This window comes from Streptomyces sp. NPDC047515 (genome assembly GCF_040643055.1).
Taxonomy (GTDB): Bacteria; Actinomycetota; Actinomycetes; order Streptomycetales; family Streptomycetaceae; genus Streptomyces.
Genome location: NZ_JBEYTM010000045.1, coordinates 50,733 through 66,421, shown reverse-complemented (window position 1 = coordinate 66,421; position 15,689 = coordinate 50,733). Strand labels below are relative to the sequence as shown.

Sequence of the window (15,689 nt, the reverse complement as noted above, 5' to 3'; positions counted from 1 at the left end):
GCACGACGGCGGAGCTCAAGCGGGTAACGGGAAGGTCGTGCCATGACCCGATCCTTTCATGAAATCGAGTCTCCATTCGACACGGGGCGGTTCAGGGGCAGCGGACACCAGCGCGACCGTACGTCCGTCACAGGTCCGCGGCCCTCGGACGCGGTGACCCAGATACTCTCTTCACACGCTCCCACCACCGGTCTGCCGCGCACCTACCTCATGCGGGCCGCCGACGCTCTGGCCAGTGCGACGGCCACCTACGCCATCCCGCTCCTGGTCCTGGTCACCACCGGCTCCACCGCCCTGACCGGTCTCGCGTTCCTCCTCGAATGGGCACCTCGTCCGGCTGCCTTCGCCTTCACGGCCTTGGGCTTTAGCGGCAACGGCCCGGGGATTCTTCGTTCTGTGGGCGGGAGTCAGGCGGGTTGTTGCAGCTCGATGGAGAGGTGGCGGGGTCCGCGCAGCATGGCGTTCTGCCGGTAGTGGGGCGGGTCTTGGAGGAGGGTCGCGGTGGTGAGGCGGGGGATCAGTGCGTGGAGTGCGGTCTGGGCTTCGATGCGGGCGAGTGGTGCGCCGTAGCAGAGGTGGATGCCGCTGCCGAAGCCGAGGTGCTGGTTGTCGGTGCGGCCGGGATCGAATCGGTCGGGGTCCTGGAACCGTTTGGGGTCGCGGTTGCCTGATGCCAGTGCGAGGACGACGGAGGTGCCCTTGGGGAGGGTGGTGCCGGCGATGTCCACGTCGTCGCGGGGGATGCGTTGCCGCATGTGGACCGGGGGTTCGTAGCGCAGCAGTTCCTCTACCGCGCTGGGGAGGAGGGCGGGGTCGCGGCGCAGTCGGTCGAGCTGGTCGGGGTGGCGCAGGAGGGTGAGTACGCCGTTGGTGATCAGGTTGACCGTGGTCTCGTGTCCGGCGATGAGTAGCAGAACGCCGGTTTCCGCGAGTTCCTCGCTGGTGAGCCGTAGGGCGGGGTCGGGTTCGTTGATGAAGGCGGAGAGCATGTCGTCGGTGGGCCGGCCGCGGCGTTGCTCGGCGAGGTTCACCAGGTACTGGCCCATCTCTCTCCGCGCCTGGTCGCCCGCCCGGTCCTGCTCGGTGGTGTCGTCGCCGGGCCTGACATCGGCGGAGGCGACGACGGCGTTGGACCATTCCCGGAAGAGCGGCTCGTCCTCGCGCGGGACGCCGAGCAGTCTGCAGATGGCGGTGACGGGCAGGGGGTAGGCGAAGTCGTCGACGATGTCGATTTGTGTGCGGTCCTGGAGCCCGTCGAGCAGTTCTGTGGTGATGTCGGTGATCTGGCCGCGCATGGCGTCGATCCGGCCGGGGCTGTGCGGGGGGCCGAACGGCCGCATGGCGAGGGTGCGCAGTCTGTGGTGCTCGGGGTCGTCGAGGCGCAGGAACGGCGGCTTCGGCGCATCCTCGGTCGAGTTGGGGAGGCTGCGGGGATCGGCACTGATCCGCGGGTTGTGGAGCAGCGCGGCGATCTCGTGATAGGTGCCGACCAGGTAGCTGCCGTCCGCCTGTTGTACGACGGGACCGGCTTCGCGGAGTTCCGCGTACAGCGGGTAGGGGTCGGGGCGGTTGGTGTAGTCGGTGATCCGTTGCAGCAGGGTGTCGGCGGGCATGGGTTTCGGCTCCTCGTGGTTGGGCGGGTCAGCCGGTGGCCGCCGCCATGATCAGTCGGCGGTCGGGCAGGTGACCGGTGAGCGCCACGGTGGGGCCGTGGGAGAGCCCCTTCGGGTCCGGCACATCGGAGGGAACCGGGACTTCGGCCGCGAGGGGGCGGTCCGACGCGCCGGGCGCGGGCGGGAACGGGGCCGCGGTTTCGATCAGGTGCTGGTAGTACTCCAGTGACTTGGCCATGTCGACGGTGACCGCCGCGGTGACCCGGCCCTTGTAGCCGTAAACCATCGCCAGGCGGCGTTCCTCCAACGAGCCTTGGGCGATGACCACCTGGTCGGAGAAGGTGGGGACGCCCACCGACTTGATGTTGAGCCCGAACTGGGTCGACCAGAACGTCGGAAGAGTGAGGTGCGGGCGCCGCAGCGGCCCGGGATTGACCATGTTGTAGGCCGCCACCTCGGCCTGGGCGACCGCGTTGCCCCAGTGCTCCAAGGAGAGCAGCTGATAGTCGAAGAGCGGGTGGGGGAAGCGGGAGACGTCGCCGGCCACGAAGACGTCGTCGGTGACGATCCCATACATGTCGAAGGCCCGGCACCCGGCGTCGCAGGTGATGCCGCGCGGGCCCGCCGCCAGTCCCGCGTCGGCCAGCCACTCGACGTTGCGGACCGCCCCCAGCGCCGCGACGCACACGTCCGCCTCGACGCGGCTGCCGTCGGACAGGTCCGCACCGATGAACCGGCCGTCGCCGTCTCCGCGCAGGGCGGTGACCGTCACCCCGCAGCGCAGGTCCACGCCGTGATTGCGCTGCATGGCGGCGGCGAGTTTCGACAGGGTGCCGCCGAGCGCCCCCACCAGGGGTGCGGGGCCGCGTTCGGCGACCGTCACCTCGATGCCCCGCTCCCGGCAGCCCGAGGCGATCTCCGAGCCGGTGAAGCCGCCGCCGACCACCAGCACCCGCCGCGGCCCGGCGGCCAGCCGTTCGGCCAGCCCCGCGGCGTCCTCGCGGGTGCGCAGGGTGAACACCCCGTCAAGGGCGGCCTCATCCGGGTTGGACCAGGGCCGCGCCCGCGTCCCGGTGGTGATCAGCAGCCGGTCGTACGGCAGCGACTCACCATCGGCCAGCGCCACCCGCTTCCCGACCGGGTCCAGGCCGGTGGCGCGTACCCCCAGCCGCCAGTCGGCGTCCGGGTCCCGGTGCATGGGCAGCCCGGTGGTGTCCGCTGCCGCCCGGCCGAGCAGCACCTGTTTGGACAGCGGCGGCCGGTCGTAGGGCGGATGGGGCTCGTCGCCCACCACGGTCAGTGAGCCGGCGAAGCCCTCCTCGCGCAGTTTCTCGGCGGCCCGCAATCCGGCCAGCGACGCGCCGACGATGACGATGCGGCCGTCCCGAAGATCACCGGGCACCGGCGCTCACCTCCTCGCCCACGAGGATGGCCTGGACCGGGCACGCCGCCGCGGCCTGGCGCACACGCTCCAGCTGGTCGTCGGGAACGGCCGGGGTGTACAGCAGCCCCTCCTCCCCGTGCAGCTGGAACACCTCCGGGGCGAGGAACACGCACTGCGCATAGCCCTGGCAGCGCGCGAGGTCCACAACGGTTCGCATCCCACTCCACTCCTTCCGTCGCCTCACCCCCGCTCCTCGTCCACTGTGAGCCAGGAGGCGGAGGCTCGCCCGGTAAGACGGGGAAACGGGGTACGGAGCGGGGCGTGCTGGTCAGCCCAGGGCGCGGTCGAGGTTGAAGGCGGAGCTGATGAGCGCCACGTGGCAGTTGGCGCTCACGAGGGGCGCGAAGTGGGTTGGATGCGCAGGAGCAGGAGGGCGATGTCGTCGCCCTGGTTGCCGGATGGGTGGGCTTGGTCGAGGAGCACGTCGGCGATGCCGTCGAGGGTGTGGCCGGCGTGTGAGAGGGCCGTCGCGAGTTTGGTCATGTTGGTGTCGTGGTCGGTGCCGGGGGTTTCGATGAGTCCGTCGGTGTACAGGGCGAGGACGGTGGCGGGAGGCAGGTCGACTTCGGTGGTGGGGTAGGACGCTGCGGGATCCACGCCCAGCAGGGGCCCTGGCGGTACGTCGAGGATCTCGGTGTGCAGGTCGGGGCGGCGCAACAAGGGCGGGTGGTGTCCGGCGGTGGCCAGCTGGGTGCTGTGGTGGGCGAGGTCGAGATGTGCGCACAGGCAGCTGGTGAGCAGGTCGGGGTCGAGGTCGGTCAGTAGCTGGTTGGTGCGGGCGAGGATCTCGCCGGGGGTGGAGCCTGCGACGGCGTAGGCGTGGACTGCGGTGCGGACCTGGCCCATCAGTCCGGCGGCGCTGACGTTGTGGCCTTGGACGTCGCCTATGACCGCGGCGGCCTCGGTGGTCGTCAGGTGGATGAGGTCGTAGAAGTCGCCGCCGATGTCCACGCCGTGGCTGGCGGGCAGGTAGCGCGCGGCCACGTCCAGGCCGGGGATCTCCGGCAGGGTGTGCGGCAGCAGGCGCGCTTGGAGTCCGTGGGCGAGCCGGTGTTCGGCGTCGTACTGCCGTGCTCGGCCCAGGGCTTGTGCTATCAGGGCGCCGAGGGATGTGAGGAGGGTGCGCTCGTCGGAGGTGAAGGGGTGCGGCTGCTGGTAGCCGAGCACGCAGGTCCCGATGGGGTGCCCGGAGGCGATCAGCGGCAGGAATGCCCACGCGGCCATGGCGCCGTCGACGGCGGGGCTTGCTGGACAGGCCGCGCGGAATTCGTCCCGGGTGGCGAAGAAGGACGGCACCCTCGCGGTCAGACCCGGCACGCCCAGGATGTTCGCCGTCAGGGGCGTGTGGTTGAGGGAGTCAAGCAGCTCGGAGGCGAAGCCCCAATGGCCGACGACGTGAACCCGTCCGGCCTCGGGGACCAGCAGCAGGAAGCCCTGCGCGCGGAAGGGGACCTGGAGGTGGTCGGCCACCAGGTCGACGATGTCGCGGACGGTCGCCGCTTCCGCCAGGGCGCCGGCCAGGCGTACCAGATGACGCATCGCGTCCAAACGGTCCGGCCCGGCGTCGCCATCAGTCGGTGCCTTCGCGGGGTGCGCGTTGCCGGTTGCGCTGATGCGCACGCTGAGGCCGGTGCGGTCAGGATAGAGCTGGAACAGCAGGCGCCTGTCGGGTGGCCGTACCGCTGTGAACGAGGTCGGCAGTTGGCTGATGACCGTGTCCTGAAGCCGGTGCTCACAGGTCGGATCATCCAGCCACGGCAGCGCCTCCCGCAGCCGGGTGCCGAGCAGGTGCGGGATACTCTCGCCCAGCAGGTCTGCGGCGGTGGGATCGACGAAGGTGATCCGCCCGTGTGGGTCGAGGGAGCACGCGCCGTCGGGGAGGCGCGCGAGGAACGCGGCCGGGGGGTTGGCCGAGGCGGGGCTTGTCAGGGGGATGAATCGGGGCTCGGGTGCGGGTTGGAGAGGGTGTCCGGCGTCGGCGGCCTCTTGCAGCACCTTCGCGATGCGGTCGCTGGCAGTGGTGAGCGTGCGGCGCTCGCAGGCGCTGAGCTCAGGCGACCGCTCAGGGGGTATCAGCACCGCGAGGGCGCCCCAGGCAGTGTGCCCGCTGGCGATCGGGACGATGGCGTGGGCCCGCGGGTACGGTAGAAGCAGGGCGACGTGCGGATAGCGGCGTGCCAGGTCTTCGCTGGAGCTGATCCACACCAGGTGGCGTTCGCGCACCGCTTCAAGCACCGGATCCGGTGTCGCGGTGGCCAGCCGCATGTGCCGCAGCGGGCTGACGAACTCCGGGGGAATCCCGGCCATCACCTCAATGCTCAGCACCTCGCCGCCGCGCTCCAGCAGCACGATCGTCCCTGAAGACGCGCCAAGGCTCTCCACCGTCCCGGTGAGCGTCTGGTCCAGTAGATCCTGGACGGCATCTTGTTCCAGGCCCTCGCTATCCGCCATAGCGATATCCACTTCGCGAAGAAGGCCGCGTGTATCTCCATGCTACGAGAGGCGGCGTGGCAGGTGCCCGCTCGGTGTCAGTGGCCAGCTCAGAATCCCCATCCGCGGCCAGGTAGTGGAGAGTCATCTATGGCCGTAGTTGTCACAGGGCGTAGTCCCTGACGGCCGCACGCCCGGTCATTTGCGAAATTGATGTCGGCTTGGTGTCGTATCCGGTTGACCTCGTTCGTGGGTATGTCAGAGGGCGACACACGGTCGCCCCGCCCCGAGAAGGTGACTGACATGCCTAAGACCGCCTCGATCACGACTGAGACCACGTCCCCCGCGGTGGTGAACCGCCGCGCGCTGTGGTGGCCGGCCTTGGCGTTCGCCGCGGCCGGAGCCGGGGTCGCCACGGCGGTCGCGGCTGCGGGTCATGCCGTCGGCGCGTCGTTGAAAATCGCGGGCGAGTCCGTCCCCCTGCTGGGCTTCACCCAGCTCGCGTTCGTGTTCTCAGTAGTGGGCGTCGCCCTGGCAGCCGCCTGCCGTCGATGGGCAGCTCGGCCTGCTCGGACCTTCGTCCAGACGACCCTCGCACTGTTGGCGCTGTCCTTCCTCCCGGACCTGCTCATCGCAGATGTAGATGCCGCCACACGGGTGACCTTGATCCTGACCCACCTTGCCGTCGCCGCGATCGTCATCCCGGGGATCAGGTCCCGCCTGCGATAGCCGACGGGCACGTCCCCGACCCCGGCCGCAGAATTGTCACCGCACTGTCGAATCGGGCCCCCGCCATTCGTAGGACTGGTGAAACGACACCCCGATGTCCACACCGAAAGAGGCGAGAAGATGCCGAAGTACCTGCTGTCCGTCGTCGATGACGAGTCCTCCCGCAAGCGTACGGCTGACCAGGCACAGCCGATCTTCGAGGCCGTCGACGCCTTCAACGAGAAGCTCCGGCAAGAAGGCTCCTGGGTCTTCGCGGGGGGCCTTGCCGAACCGGCGACGGCGACAACCGTCGACGCCCGGGGCGGCGAGGTGGTCCTGGCCGACGGACCGTTCGTCGAGACCAAGGAGTACCTGGGCGGCTTCTGGGTCATCCAGGTCCCTGACCTCGACGTCGCACTCAAACTCGCTGCCCAGGCGTCGCGGGCGTGCGACGGCAAGGTGGAAGTGCGCCCCTTCGAAGCCGACCCCCAGGACGCGGAGTGACTGACCTCGATGCCGTCTTCAAGCAGGAGTACGGCCAGGTCATCGCCACACTGGCGCGCCGCTTCGGCGATCTCGACCTCGCGGAGGAGGCCGTCAGCGATGCCCTCGTCGCTGCCGTCGAACACTGGCAGTCCGGTGTGCCGGCCAATCCCGGCGGCTGGCTGACGACCACCGCGATGCGCAAGGCCATCGACCGACTGCGACGCGAATCGGCCCGGAAGTCCAAACACCAGGCGGCCCTGATGTTCATCGACGACACTCCGATCGAGCCGACCGGCCCGATCAGCGACGACCGGCTCCGGCTCATCTTCACCTGCTGCCATCCGGCGCTGGCGCCCGAAGCGCGCGTCGCCCTCACCCTTCGGCTGCTCGGCGGACTCACCATTGCGGACATCGCCCGCGCGTTCCTGGTGCCCGAGACCACGATGGCCCAGCGCGTCACCCGCGCCAAAGGCAAGATCAAGAAGGCCCGCATCCCGTTCCAGGTACCCGGGGCGCAGGACCTCCCCCCGCGACTGTCCACGGTCCTCGCGGTCCTCTACCTGATATTCAACGAGGGATACCTCGCCGGATCGAGCGAGGCCCCCGTACGCCGCGAACTGACGACCGAGGCGATCCGTCTCGCCCGGCTCCTGCACCGCCTCATCCCCGATGAGCCGGAGGCAACCGGCCTGCTGGCCCTGATGCTGCTGTCCGAGTCGCGCATCGCCTCCCGCTTGGCCGAAGACGGAGAACTGGTCCCCCTCGCAGAGCAGGACCGCGGCGGCTGGGACAGCAACCTCATCGCCGAGGGGCACGAGCTGATCCGCACCTGCCTGCGGGTGAACCGGCCGGGCCGCTACCAGCTCCTCGCGGCCATAAACGCGGTCCACACCGACGCGCCCGACGCCGCAGCCACCGACTGGAGCCAAATCGCGGCACTCTACGACCAGCTCTACGCCCTGGAACCGACACCAGTGATCGCCCTCAACCGGGCCGTCGCCGTCGCCGAGGTCGACGGGCCCGCCGTGGCCCTGGCCCAGATCGACACGCTACCGCTTGACGGCTACCACGCCTGGCACGCCACTCGTGCCGACCTCCTGCGGCGTCTGGGACGCAGCGCCGAGGCCCGCATCGCCTACGACGCCGCAATAGCCGCCACCCAGAACCCCGCGGAGCGGGCATTCCTCGCCCGCCGCCGCGGCAGCCTGGCACCCAGCCGGGACCACAGGACAGCGCGCAACGTCAGTTGACCCTCCGCCTCACCGACCCAACGCCCCAATTCGTCCGGAAGCGCCATACTTTGTAACAAAATCTGCCGCTACATATGGCTGAGACGCTCCACCCCGCCGAGGGGGAGCGTGCAATCCCACCCCACGAAACACCGAGGAACCCTCATGCGCACTCTCATCAGCACCGCTTTCATCTCCCTCGACGGCGTCGTCGAGGACCCCGGCGGCCAGAGCGACTACCGCAACGGCGGCTGGACCTTCAAGGACATCGAGTTCGTCCCCGAGGCGTACGCGCTCAAGGGAACGGAGCAGCAGGAATCCACCGCCATCCTCATGGGCCGCAAGAGCTACGAGCTCTTCAGCCCCGTGTGGCCTGACATGGACGAGTTCGCCCACTACAAGGACCTGCCGAAGTACGTCGTCTCCACCACGCTCACGGACGACAAGCTGGTCTCCAATTGGGGCCCGACTACGATCCTGCACTCGCTCGACGACGTCGCAGCACTCAAGAATTCCGAGGGCGGGCCGATCATCGTCCACGGCAGCGTTGCTCTCAACCATGCCCTGTCCGACGCCGGCCTGATCGACCGCTACAACCTGCTCGTCTTCCCGCTGCTGCTCGGCGCTGGCGAGCAGCTGTTCAGCAACACTGACAAGGACGCCCAAAAGCTGAAGCTCGTGGACAGCGAGGTCTTCAGCAACGGCATCCAGAAGAACATCTTCGACGTCGTCCGCTGACCCGAGTCGCTGTGCCCGCCCTGACTCGCTTCAGGGCGGGCCACGAGCCCACAGCTGCGACGTCCAGACGACGGCGGTTACCCCCGTCACATCGGCACCTGGCCGTCCGTGGGGGGGGTTCCGGTGGCCGCTGTCACCGTGGTCCTTTGGCGCCGTCGCCACAGAAGAGCCGCTGCCGTGCCTCGGCGAAGGCCCGGCCTATGCGGGCCCCGTGGACCTGCTGGGACTTCGGCACGGCCACGACGTAGGACAGGCCGGCGTCCTCCAGGAAGCGGCGGAAGCGGGAGTCCCGCCCGTAGGCGGCATCCGCGGCGACCCAGGTGATGGGGAGCGGGGAGGCAAGGGAACGCAGGACCATGGTGCGGGCCAGATCCGTGCTGGACGTGGACCGTGTTCGCGCCGTGGCGTTCCGCCGTGTGCACGGCCAGCGCGCCCAGCGGGCTGGTGTCGTTGCTGAGGAGGACGGTATGCGGCCGGGTCGCGACGAGGACACCGTCCAGCCACGTTTCCGCCCGGACGAGGGCCCGCCATGAGGGCTGTGTGCACCCGCCGCTCGATTCCAGGAGTACGGACAAGAGCCTTACGAGACGGTCGAGTTGGACAGCGTGGCCCTTGATGCGGACGGCGTGGCGGTCCGGGGGCAGATGGAGGTCGTCGGCGGTGCCGGAAAGAGTGAAGAGCTCGCTCGGCGACGAGCGCACTTCGATGCCCATGGCCGTCGGTGCCGGGCACCGCTCCGCCGGATCGGTGGCGAGGTCGAGCAGGAGGCTCGTCCGCCCGTCGCGCTCCAGCTCGACGAGCACCGGCATCAGGGTGGCCGCGTGACGGGAGGACCAGGACAGCGCTACGACGTCTCTCTCCCGCAGCCCCGAGGGGAGCGGGCTCGGCTCCGTGTTCGCCGTGCTGGCCCGAGAGAGATTGCGCAACTGGGCGGAGCGGGAAGGGTCGTACGGGGCCGCTGCTCCGAGCAGGCAGGCGATGCCGGACCAGGTGACGGTGTAGGCCAGGTACTCCCTTGAGCTGCTCGAACGCAGACCGACGAGCCCTTCGTGCGGGGCGAGGGTCGCGGGCCCCGGAGCCGCCGCGAACGGCTCCCAGGCGCTCAGGGCCAGCGGCTTGCGCAGGATCTCGGCCACGAAGCGCCGAACGGGAACGTGCTGCACATGCAACCAGCCGACACCACCGGGCGTGGAGACGAGCACACCGCTGTAGCTCTCCAGGGCGGCCATGACGGTCTCGACGAGGTCGCGCAGCATCTGTCGGTCGAGCGGTATGGCTTCCAGCTCCACCGTCTTGATGCAGTCGGTCTGGACGTGGCCGAGAGCACCGCTGCCGACAAGAGCCCATCTGGGCTCGCCGCCGAAGTCGGAACGGGCCAAACCGAGGCCGCCGTTCGCACGGGTACTCACACCAGGCTCCCCTCGACGAACGGTGTGGACGGCGGGGCTGAGCGCAGGAGCTGCAGCAGCTCCTGCGGCGAAGCGGCGATCTCCGGCGCGGGCGGAATGGGCTGCCCGTATCCCCACGCGGCGTGGACGTACGCAACGCCGGCGCGAGCCGCCGATTCTTGGTCGACCGCCATGTCCCCCACATACGTGGCTGCGGAGGGGTCAACCCCGAGGTCGATCAGGGCCAGCAGGATCGGGTCCGGCGCGGGCTTCGAACAACCCACACTGCTCGGAGCGCGAACGGTGGCGAAGGGGCAGCCAAGTTGGGCGATAAGTGGGAGGGAGCGGTCCAGGGGCTTTGACGTCACGGCTCCCAGTCGCCAGTCCGCGGCAGCGAAGGCGTGGAGGACCTTCGCGATGCCGGTGAACTGACGGGCGAGATGGGAGGCGGCTCTGGACGCTGTCTCGTACGTCTCGTGGACGAGCTCAGCGTCCCCCACTCCGAGACGGCGCATGATGTCGCTGAACTCTCGCCCCAAGTTGCCCTCGTACGCGGCGAACGGTATGTCGAGGCCATGAGCCACCTGGACTTCACGCCACGCCTTCTCCATGACCGGCCGTGTGTCCAGCAACACACCGTCGAGGTCAAGCAGGAGGGCACGCGGTGCGGAGCTGGAAAGGTGGCGTTTCGCCAGCGCAGAGCGTTGTGAAGGGGGAAGAACCGGGCGAGTCATCACGGCGAGATCTCCTCGAACGAAGGGAAGGCACTGGTGGGCTGGGCAAGCGGACGTGACCGTGGCCGTGCAAGCGATCGGTCACCAAGTCCGACGGCGTTCGCCGGACAGGAACAGAGCGGTGTGCCTGCCGAGCCAGCAGCGTTCCTGCTCGGCCCACCCATTCCGGAGGTCCCGCACCTGCTCCTCGGTGAAGCCGCGTTGCCGCGGCCTCTCGTCCGGCTCGTCCCCACGCTCGGACCAGACACGGACGAGGACGTACAGCTGCCCGCCAGGCCGCAGCCAACGGCGAGCGTCGACCATGAAGCGCTGGTGATCGATGAACGGCAGGACGTTGCGGCACACGATGAGATCGAGTGAGCCGGGCGGCAGTCGGGGCGGGATGGCTTGAGCGTCGAAGTCGTGAACGCCGTAGGGCAGCTGGCTTCCGACGCCTTGCCTGTGCGCGGTCTGGATCGCGGCCGACGAGAAGTCCAGGCCCAGCACGTCGTGGCCCCAGCGGAAGAGCTGCCTGCTGAAACTGCCGATGCCGCACCCGACGTCGAGCACGGACGACCCGGCGGACAGGTTGATGCGCTGAAGGAAAAGGTCGACCTCGGCATCGGTCACGAGGCGGTTTATGGCCCTGCCATCGCGGGATCCTCTTCGTGCCCGTGCCCCGCCGTGTTGTTCTCGCCTCAGGGATCGCCGGCCTGGTTGCGACAGCCATCCCGGCCGCGACGGCGGCGGCTGCCACCGAACTCGCCGAGATGGGGCCTCCCTTCGAGCACTTCGCGCAGCTCCGCCGGGTGATGATCCAGACCGACAACCTCATCGGTCCCCGGCACCTGTTGCCTGCGCTGCAAAAACACCTCGTCTCCCTTGCCGCGAGACGCCGCGCCGCCCGTGGCACCGAGGCCGTCGAACTTCTCGCCCTGGAGACGCGATACGAAGAGCTGGCAGGCTGGTTCGCCCAGGACATCGGCGACGAACGCACCGCCCACAGTCGCACCGCGAAAGCGCTCGACGCTTCCCACATCACCGGCGACGCTGATCTCACCGCGTACATCCTCGGCCGTAAGGCCCAGCTCGCGGTCGACACCGGTCATCCTGCCGACGCCCTCGGCCTCGCCGCCGCCCGGCGCACCGCCCGGCCCGGGAGCCGTCTCGAAGTCATCGCCGTTCTGCACGAGGCCCATGCACATGCCGTACTCGGTGAAGGCGGTGAAGCCCACAGGGCTTACAACACCGCACTCACCCTTCTCGGTCGCGCGGGCGCCGATGGCGTCTGGGGTTCGTGGCTCGATACGGCATACATCAGCACCGCCCGAGCCCGCTCCCTCGCTGCACTCGGCGACTATGAGCAGGCCGCAGCCGGCTTCGACAGCGCCATCGCGATACTTCCGCCCACATACCGCCGGGACCGCGGCGTCTGCCTCGCTCGTGCCGCCCGTGCCCATGCGGGTACAGGCAACATGACCCTGGCTGCCCGAATCGGTGGGCAGGCCGTCGGGATCGCCGCCGAGACCGGATCCGCGCGTATCTTCGGTCAGCTTGACCGGCTCGACCAGGCGCTGGCCCCCGCAGCCGGCGAGGACGGCGTCGCCGGGTTCCGAGCCTCGCTCGACCGCATCGTCCTGCATCCCGCCTGACTCACCTGTGCACACCCTCTGGAGATAGCGTGTCTCGCCCGTACGTCCTGCTGTCCGCAGCTGTATCGATCGACGGCCACCTCGACACTCGCCCGGGTGAGGACCGGCTCCTGCTCTCCAACAAGGAGGACTTCGAGCGCGTCGACTCCGTACGAGCCAGCGTCGACGCCATCCTCGTCGGCGCCGGAACACTCCGCGCCGACAACCCCCGCCTCCTCGTCAACTCGGCAGAACGCAGGGCGTCCCGGGTCGCCGCCGGTCAGCCGGAGTACCCGCTGAAGGTCACCTATCACCGGAACGGGCGACCTCGAACCCGGCTGGAAATTCTGGCACCACGGCGGGGACAAACTCGTCCTGGCCGTCGGCGATACGGCCACCAAGAAGGCTCGCGCCAACCTCGGTGAACTGGCCACCGTCCAGAGCGTCCCTGCCGAGGCCGTGTGGCCCACCGCACTCGACCTCCTCGGCGACGTGTACGCCGTCAAGCGGCTGATGGTCGAAGGCGGCGGCACCGTCCACACACAACTCCTCGAAGCAGCGCTTGCTGACGAACTCCAGCTCGTCATCGCCCCGCTCCTGGTCGGCCAGCCGGATGCGGTACGAATGCTCGGCCCAGCGAGCTACCCAGGCGGCCCCGCCGCCCGACTCCGACTTCTGGAGACCCGCCAGATCGGCGACGTGGTACTCCTGAGGTACGCCCCCAAGGACACCGCGACGGAGCCCCGATGAGCACCATCTCTTCAGCCGGTGCCCCCGGCGCGGGCCGCAAGCCCAACACCGCGGACCGGAACTGGCTCGCCCTCGCCTGTGAGCTGGCCGCCCTCTGCCCGCCTTCGACGACCGCTTTCAGCGTGGGGGCGGTCATCGTCGCGGCCGACGGGACCGAGCTTGCCCGCGGCTACTCCCGCGAGAGCGATCCCCACGACCACGCCGAGGAAGGTGCCCTCACCAAGCTCCCCGCCGAGGATGCCCGGCTCGCCACCGCCACGATCTACAGCTCCCTGGAACCCTGCGCCAAGCGAGCCTCCCGCCCTCGTCCCTGCGCCCAGCTCATCCGGGACACCGGCCTTCGCCGCGTCGTCACCGCCTGGAGCGAGCCCGACACCTTCGTTGCCGGTGCTGAAGGCACCGAGATTCTGGAAGACTCCGGCGTAACGGTCGTGGCAGTGCCTGAGTACGCGAACGCCGCGCAGGCGCCCAACCGGCACCTGCTCTGAACCTCGATCCCTCAGGGACTTTTCAGGGACTTTCAGCGCTGTCCGAGGGACTTTCGAGGGACTTTTTGTCGCCCAAAGCAGCAAGCCCCTGAAAGCCCGGAAAGGACCTCCGACGCAGTTCAGAGGCCCTTTCGAAGGAAAAGCCGCAGGCAGCGGCAGACGAGTCGGGCTGTACGCCAGGTTCTGTTCGGCCCGCAGGCGTATGACAGGCCTGACGGTCACACTTCCGATGCCGCTCCAACGGCATCGAGGCTGCATAGCCGCTCGTCACGAGCGAGGCATTAAAATGCCATGCGAAGTATGTGCGCCTCTATCCGGATGTCGGAGCGACAGGCTCACGATCCACGTCGCGCGCTGGAAGGGAACGAAGCCGTGCATGGCGAGTACAAGGTGCCCGGCGGCAAGCTTGTCGTCGTAGACCTGGACGTCGAGGAAGGCGTACTACGCAACGTGCGCGTCGCCGGGGACTTCTTCCTAGAGCCCGACGAGGCAATCCTCTCGATCAATAGGGCCCTGGAAGGTGCCCCGTCCTCAACGGACGCCGCAGGCCTGGCGGCCCGGATCACGGCGGGGCTGCCGGAGTCGACCGTCATGCTCGGGCTGACGGCGGAGGGCGTCGGCATCGCGGTTCGGCGAGCGCTGGCCCATGCGACCGAGTGGAGCGACTACGACTGGCAGTTGGTGCACACGGACGCGCAGGCCCCGGCCCTGCACATGGCATTGGACGAGGTTCTCACCGCCGAGGTGGCCGCCGGGCGGCGGGCGCCCACTCTGCGGGTCTGGGAATGGGCCTCGCCTGCTGTGGTCATCGGCAGCTTCCAGTCGGTGCGTAACGAGGTGGACCCCGGAGGGGCGGCGAAACACGGCATGACCGTGGTACGCCGTATTTCTGGTGGTGGGGCCATGTTCGTAGAGCCCATGAGTACCATCACGTACTCCCTGTCCGTGCCGGAGTCGCTGGTCTCCGGCCTCTCCTTCGCCGACAGCTACGCCTACCTCGACGACTGGGTGCTGAGCGCCCTTGGCGACATGGGTATCAAGGCCTGGTACCAGCCGCTCAACGACATCGCCACCGATGCCGGAAAGATCGCCGGCGCCGCTCAGAAGCGGATCGTCGGTTCTGATGGTGGCTCTGGAGCCGTCCTGCATCACGTGACCATGTCGTACGACATCGACGCCGACAAGATGCTTGAGGTACTGCGGATCGGCAAGGAGAAGCTCTCCGACAAGGGCACCAGGAGCGCCAAGAAGCGCGTCGACCCGCTCCGCCGCCAGACCGGCCTCGCCCGGGAACAGGTGATCGAGAACATGATCGACTCCTTCCGCAACCGCTACGGGTTGACCACCGGCGAGATCACGGCGGAAGAAATGGCCCAGGCGGAGAAGCTGGTGCGGACGAAGTTCGCCACCGAGGAGTGGATCGCCCGGGTGCCGTAAGCACCCTGCCGGATGCCGTGTGGCATCCGGCAGGAACAAACACTTGCCCGTGATCACGCAGGCTCGTAGTGTCTTGGCTGTCCGACCTTCGTGGAGCCCGGCAACACCATCACGTACTCGCTCTCGGTCCCGGACGCGCTCGTCTCGGGCCTCTCGTTCGCCGACAGTTACGCCTATCTCGACGACTGGGTGCTCGGCGCGCTCGGCGACATGGGCATCAATGCCTGGTACCAGCCGCTCAACGACATCGCCAGGGACGCCGGAAAGATCGCGGGCGCGGCCCAGAAGCGTGTGGTGGGCGGGGAGGGGGCCGTCCTGCATCACGTGACCATGTCGTACGACATCGACGCCGACAAGATGCTTGAGGTACTGCGGATCGGCAAGGAGAAGCTCTCCGACAAGGGCACCAGGAGCGCGAAGAAGCGCGTCGACCCGCTGCGTCGTCAGACGGGCCTCGCACGCGAGGCCGTGATCGAGCGGATGATCGACTCCTTCCGGACCCGGCACGGCCTCACTCGGGACAAGGTGACGGACGAGGAGATGGCGCGGGCCGAGGAGCTCGTACGCACGAGTTCGGCACCGAGGAATGGACCGCGCGGGTGCCGTGAAGCGGGCGCCGTGAAACGGGTGCAGC

General features: G+C 68.8%; 13 protein-coding genes and 3 pseudogenes. 8 read left to right on the top strand and 8 right to left on the bottom strand.

Features of this window, described 5'->3' with window-relative positions; all coding sequences use genetic code 11:
- Positions 1 to 210: 210 nt before the first annotated feature.
- Positions 211 to 351: pseudogene (locus ABZ826_RS29320) on the top strand (MFS transporter); the annotation flags it as partial.
- A gap of 56 nt (positions 352 to 407) precedes the next feature.
- On the opposite strand, the gene ABZ826_RS29315 reads toward ABZ826_RS29320, so the two are convergent.
- From ABZ826_RS29315 to ABZ826_RS29300, 4 genes are all read right to left on the bottom strand, one after another.
- Positions 408 to 1,613 (bottom strand): cytochrome P450, encoded by a 1,206-nt coding sequence (locus tag ABZ826_RS29315; protein WP_361454703.1) that lies wholly within the window; start codon positions 1,611 to 1,613, stop codon positions 408 to 410.
- A gap of 28 nt (positions 1,614 to 1,641) precedes the next feature.
- On the bottom strand, positions 1,642 to 3,015 hold the full coding sequence (locus ABZ826_RS29310; protein WP_361454700.1) for an FAD-dependent oxidoreductase: 1,374 nt from the start codon (positions 3,013 to 3,015) through the stop codon (positions 1,642 to 1,644).
- Positions 3,005 to 3,214, bottom strand: coding sequence for a ferredoxin (locus ABZ826_RS29305; RefSeq protein ID WP_361454697.1), 210 nt, complete (start codon positions 3,212 to 3,214; stop codon positions 3,005 to 3,007). Before ABZ826_RS29305 ends, ABZ826_RS29310 begins: the two co-directional genes overlap by 11 nt.
- Positions 3,215 to 3,387: 173 nt before the next feature.
- Entirely contained in the window at positions 3,388 to 5,508 is a 2,121-nt protein-coding gene (locus ABZ826_RS29300) for a SpoIIE family protein phosphatase (protein ID WP_361454694.1), read from the bottom strand.
- A 282-nt stretch (positions 5,509 to 5,790) separates the two neighbouring features.
- Between ABZ826_RS29300 and ABZ826_RS29295 the strand changes: the two genes are divergently transcribed.
- From ABZ826_RS29295 to ABZ826_RS29280, 4 genes are all read left to right on the top strand, one after another.
- Positions 5,791 to 6,216: a DUF6069 family protein gene (locus ABZ826_RS29295; RefSeq protein ID WP_361454691.1), complete on the top strand. Its 426-nt coding sequence runs from the start codon at positions 5,791 to 5,793 to the stop codon at positions 6,214 to 6,216.
- Between the two features lie 120 nt (positions 6,217 to 6,336).
- Positions 6,337 to 6,699 carry a YciI family protein gene (locus ABZ826_RS29290; protein ID WP_361454688.1) on the top strand — a complete coding sequence of 121 codons (363 nt, stop codon included), beginning with the start codon at positions 6,337 to 6,339 and terminating at the stop codon, positions 6,697 to 6,699.
- Entirely contained in the window at positions 6,696 to 7,931 is a 1,236-nt protein-coding gene (locus ABZ826_RS29285) for an RNA polymerase sigma factor (RefSeq protein WP_361454685.1), read from the top strand. Before ABZ826_RS29290 ends, ABZ826_RS29285 begins: the two co-directional genes overlap by 4 nt.
- A 144-nt stretch (positions 7,932 to 8,075) precedes the next feature.
- Positions 8,076 to 8,648 carry a dihydrofolate reductase family protein gene (locus tag ABZ826_RS29280; protein WP_361454682.1) on the top strand — a complete coding sequence of 191 codons (573 nt, stop codon included), beginning with the start codon at positions 8,076 to 8,078 and terminating at the stop codon, positions 8,646 to 8,648.
- A gap of 133 nt (positions 8,649 to 8,781) precedes the next feature.
- On the opposite strand, the gene ABZ826_RS29275 is transcribed toward ABZ826_RS29280, so the two are convergent.
- The 4 genes from ABZ826_RS29275 to ABZ826_RS29260 all read right to left on the bottom strand — a co-directional run bounded on the left by ABZ826_RS29275 (position 8,782) and on the right by ABZ826_RS29260 (position 12,392).
- On the bottom strand, positions 8,782 to 9,141 hold the full coding sequence (locus tag ABZ826_RS29275; protein ID WP_361454679.1) for a transposase: 360 nt from the start codon (positions 9,139 to 9,141) through the stop codon (positions 8,782 to 8,784).
- Between the two features lie 912 nt (positions 9,142 to 10,053).
- A complete protein-coding gene (locus ABZ826_RS29270) occupies positions 10,054 to 10,770 on the bottom strand; it encodes an HAD hydrolase-like protein (RefSeq protein WP_361454676.1) in 717 nt (238 codons plus the stop codon).
- An 81-nt stretch (positions 10,771 to 10,851) separates the two neighbouring features.
- On the bottom strand, positions 10,852 to 11,379 hold the full coding sequence (locus tag ABZ826_RS29265) for a class I SAM-dependent methyltransferase (RefSeq protein ID WP_361454673.1): 528 nt from the start codon (positions 11,377 to 11,379) through the stop codon (positions 10,852 to 10,854).
- A 68-nt stretch (positions 11,380 to 11,447) separates the two neighbouring features.
- Positions 11,448 to 12,392, bottom strand: coding sequence for a hypothetical protein (locus tag ABZ826_RS29260; protein WP_361454671.1), 945 nt, complete (start codon positions 12,390 to 12,392; stop codon positions 11,448 to 11,450).
- A gap of 38 nt (positions 12,393 to 12,430) precedes the next feature.
- Here ABZ826_RS29260 and ABZ826_RS29255 point away from each other — a divergent pair.
- The 3 genes and pseudogenes from ABZ826_RS29255 to ABZ826_RS29245 all read left to right on the top strand — a co-directional run.
- Positions 12,431 to 13,618: pseudogene (locus ABZ826_RS29255) on the top strand (dihydrofolate reductase family protein).
- A gap of 372 nt (positions 13,619 to 13,990) precedes the next feature.
- Complete coding sequence (locus ABZ826_RS29250) at positions 13,991 to 15,055, top strand: biotin/lipoate A/B protein ligase family protein (RefSeq protein ID WP_361454668.1); 1,065 nt, start codon at positions 13,991 to 13,993, stop codon at positions 15,053 to 15,055.
- An 87-nt stretch (positions 15,056 to 15,142) separates the two neighbouring features.
- Positions 15,143 to 15,663: pseudogene (locus ABZ826_RS29245) on the top strand (biotin/lipoate A/B protein ligase family protein); the annotation flags it as partial.
- Positions 15,664 to 15,689: the final 26 nt, after the last annotated feature.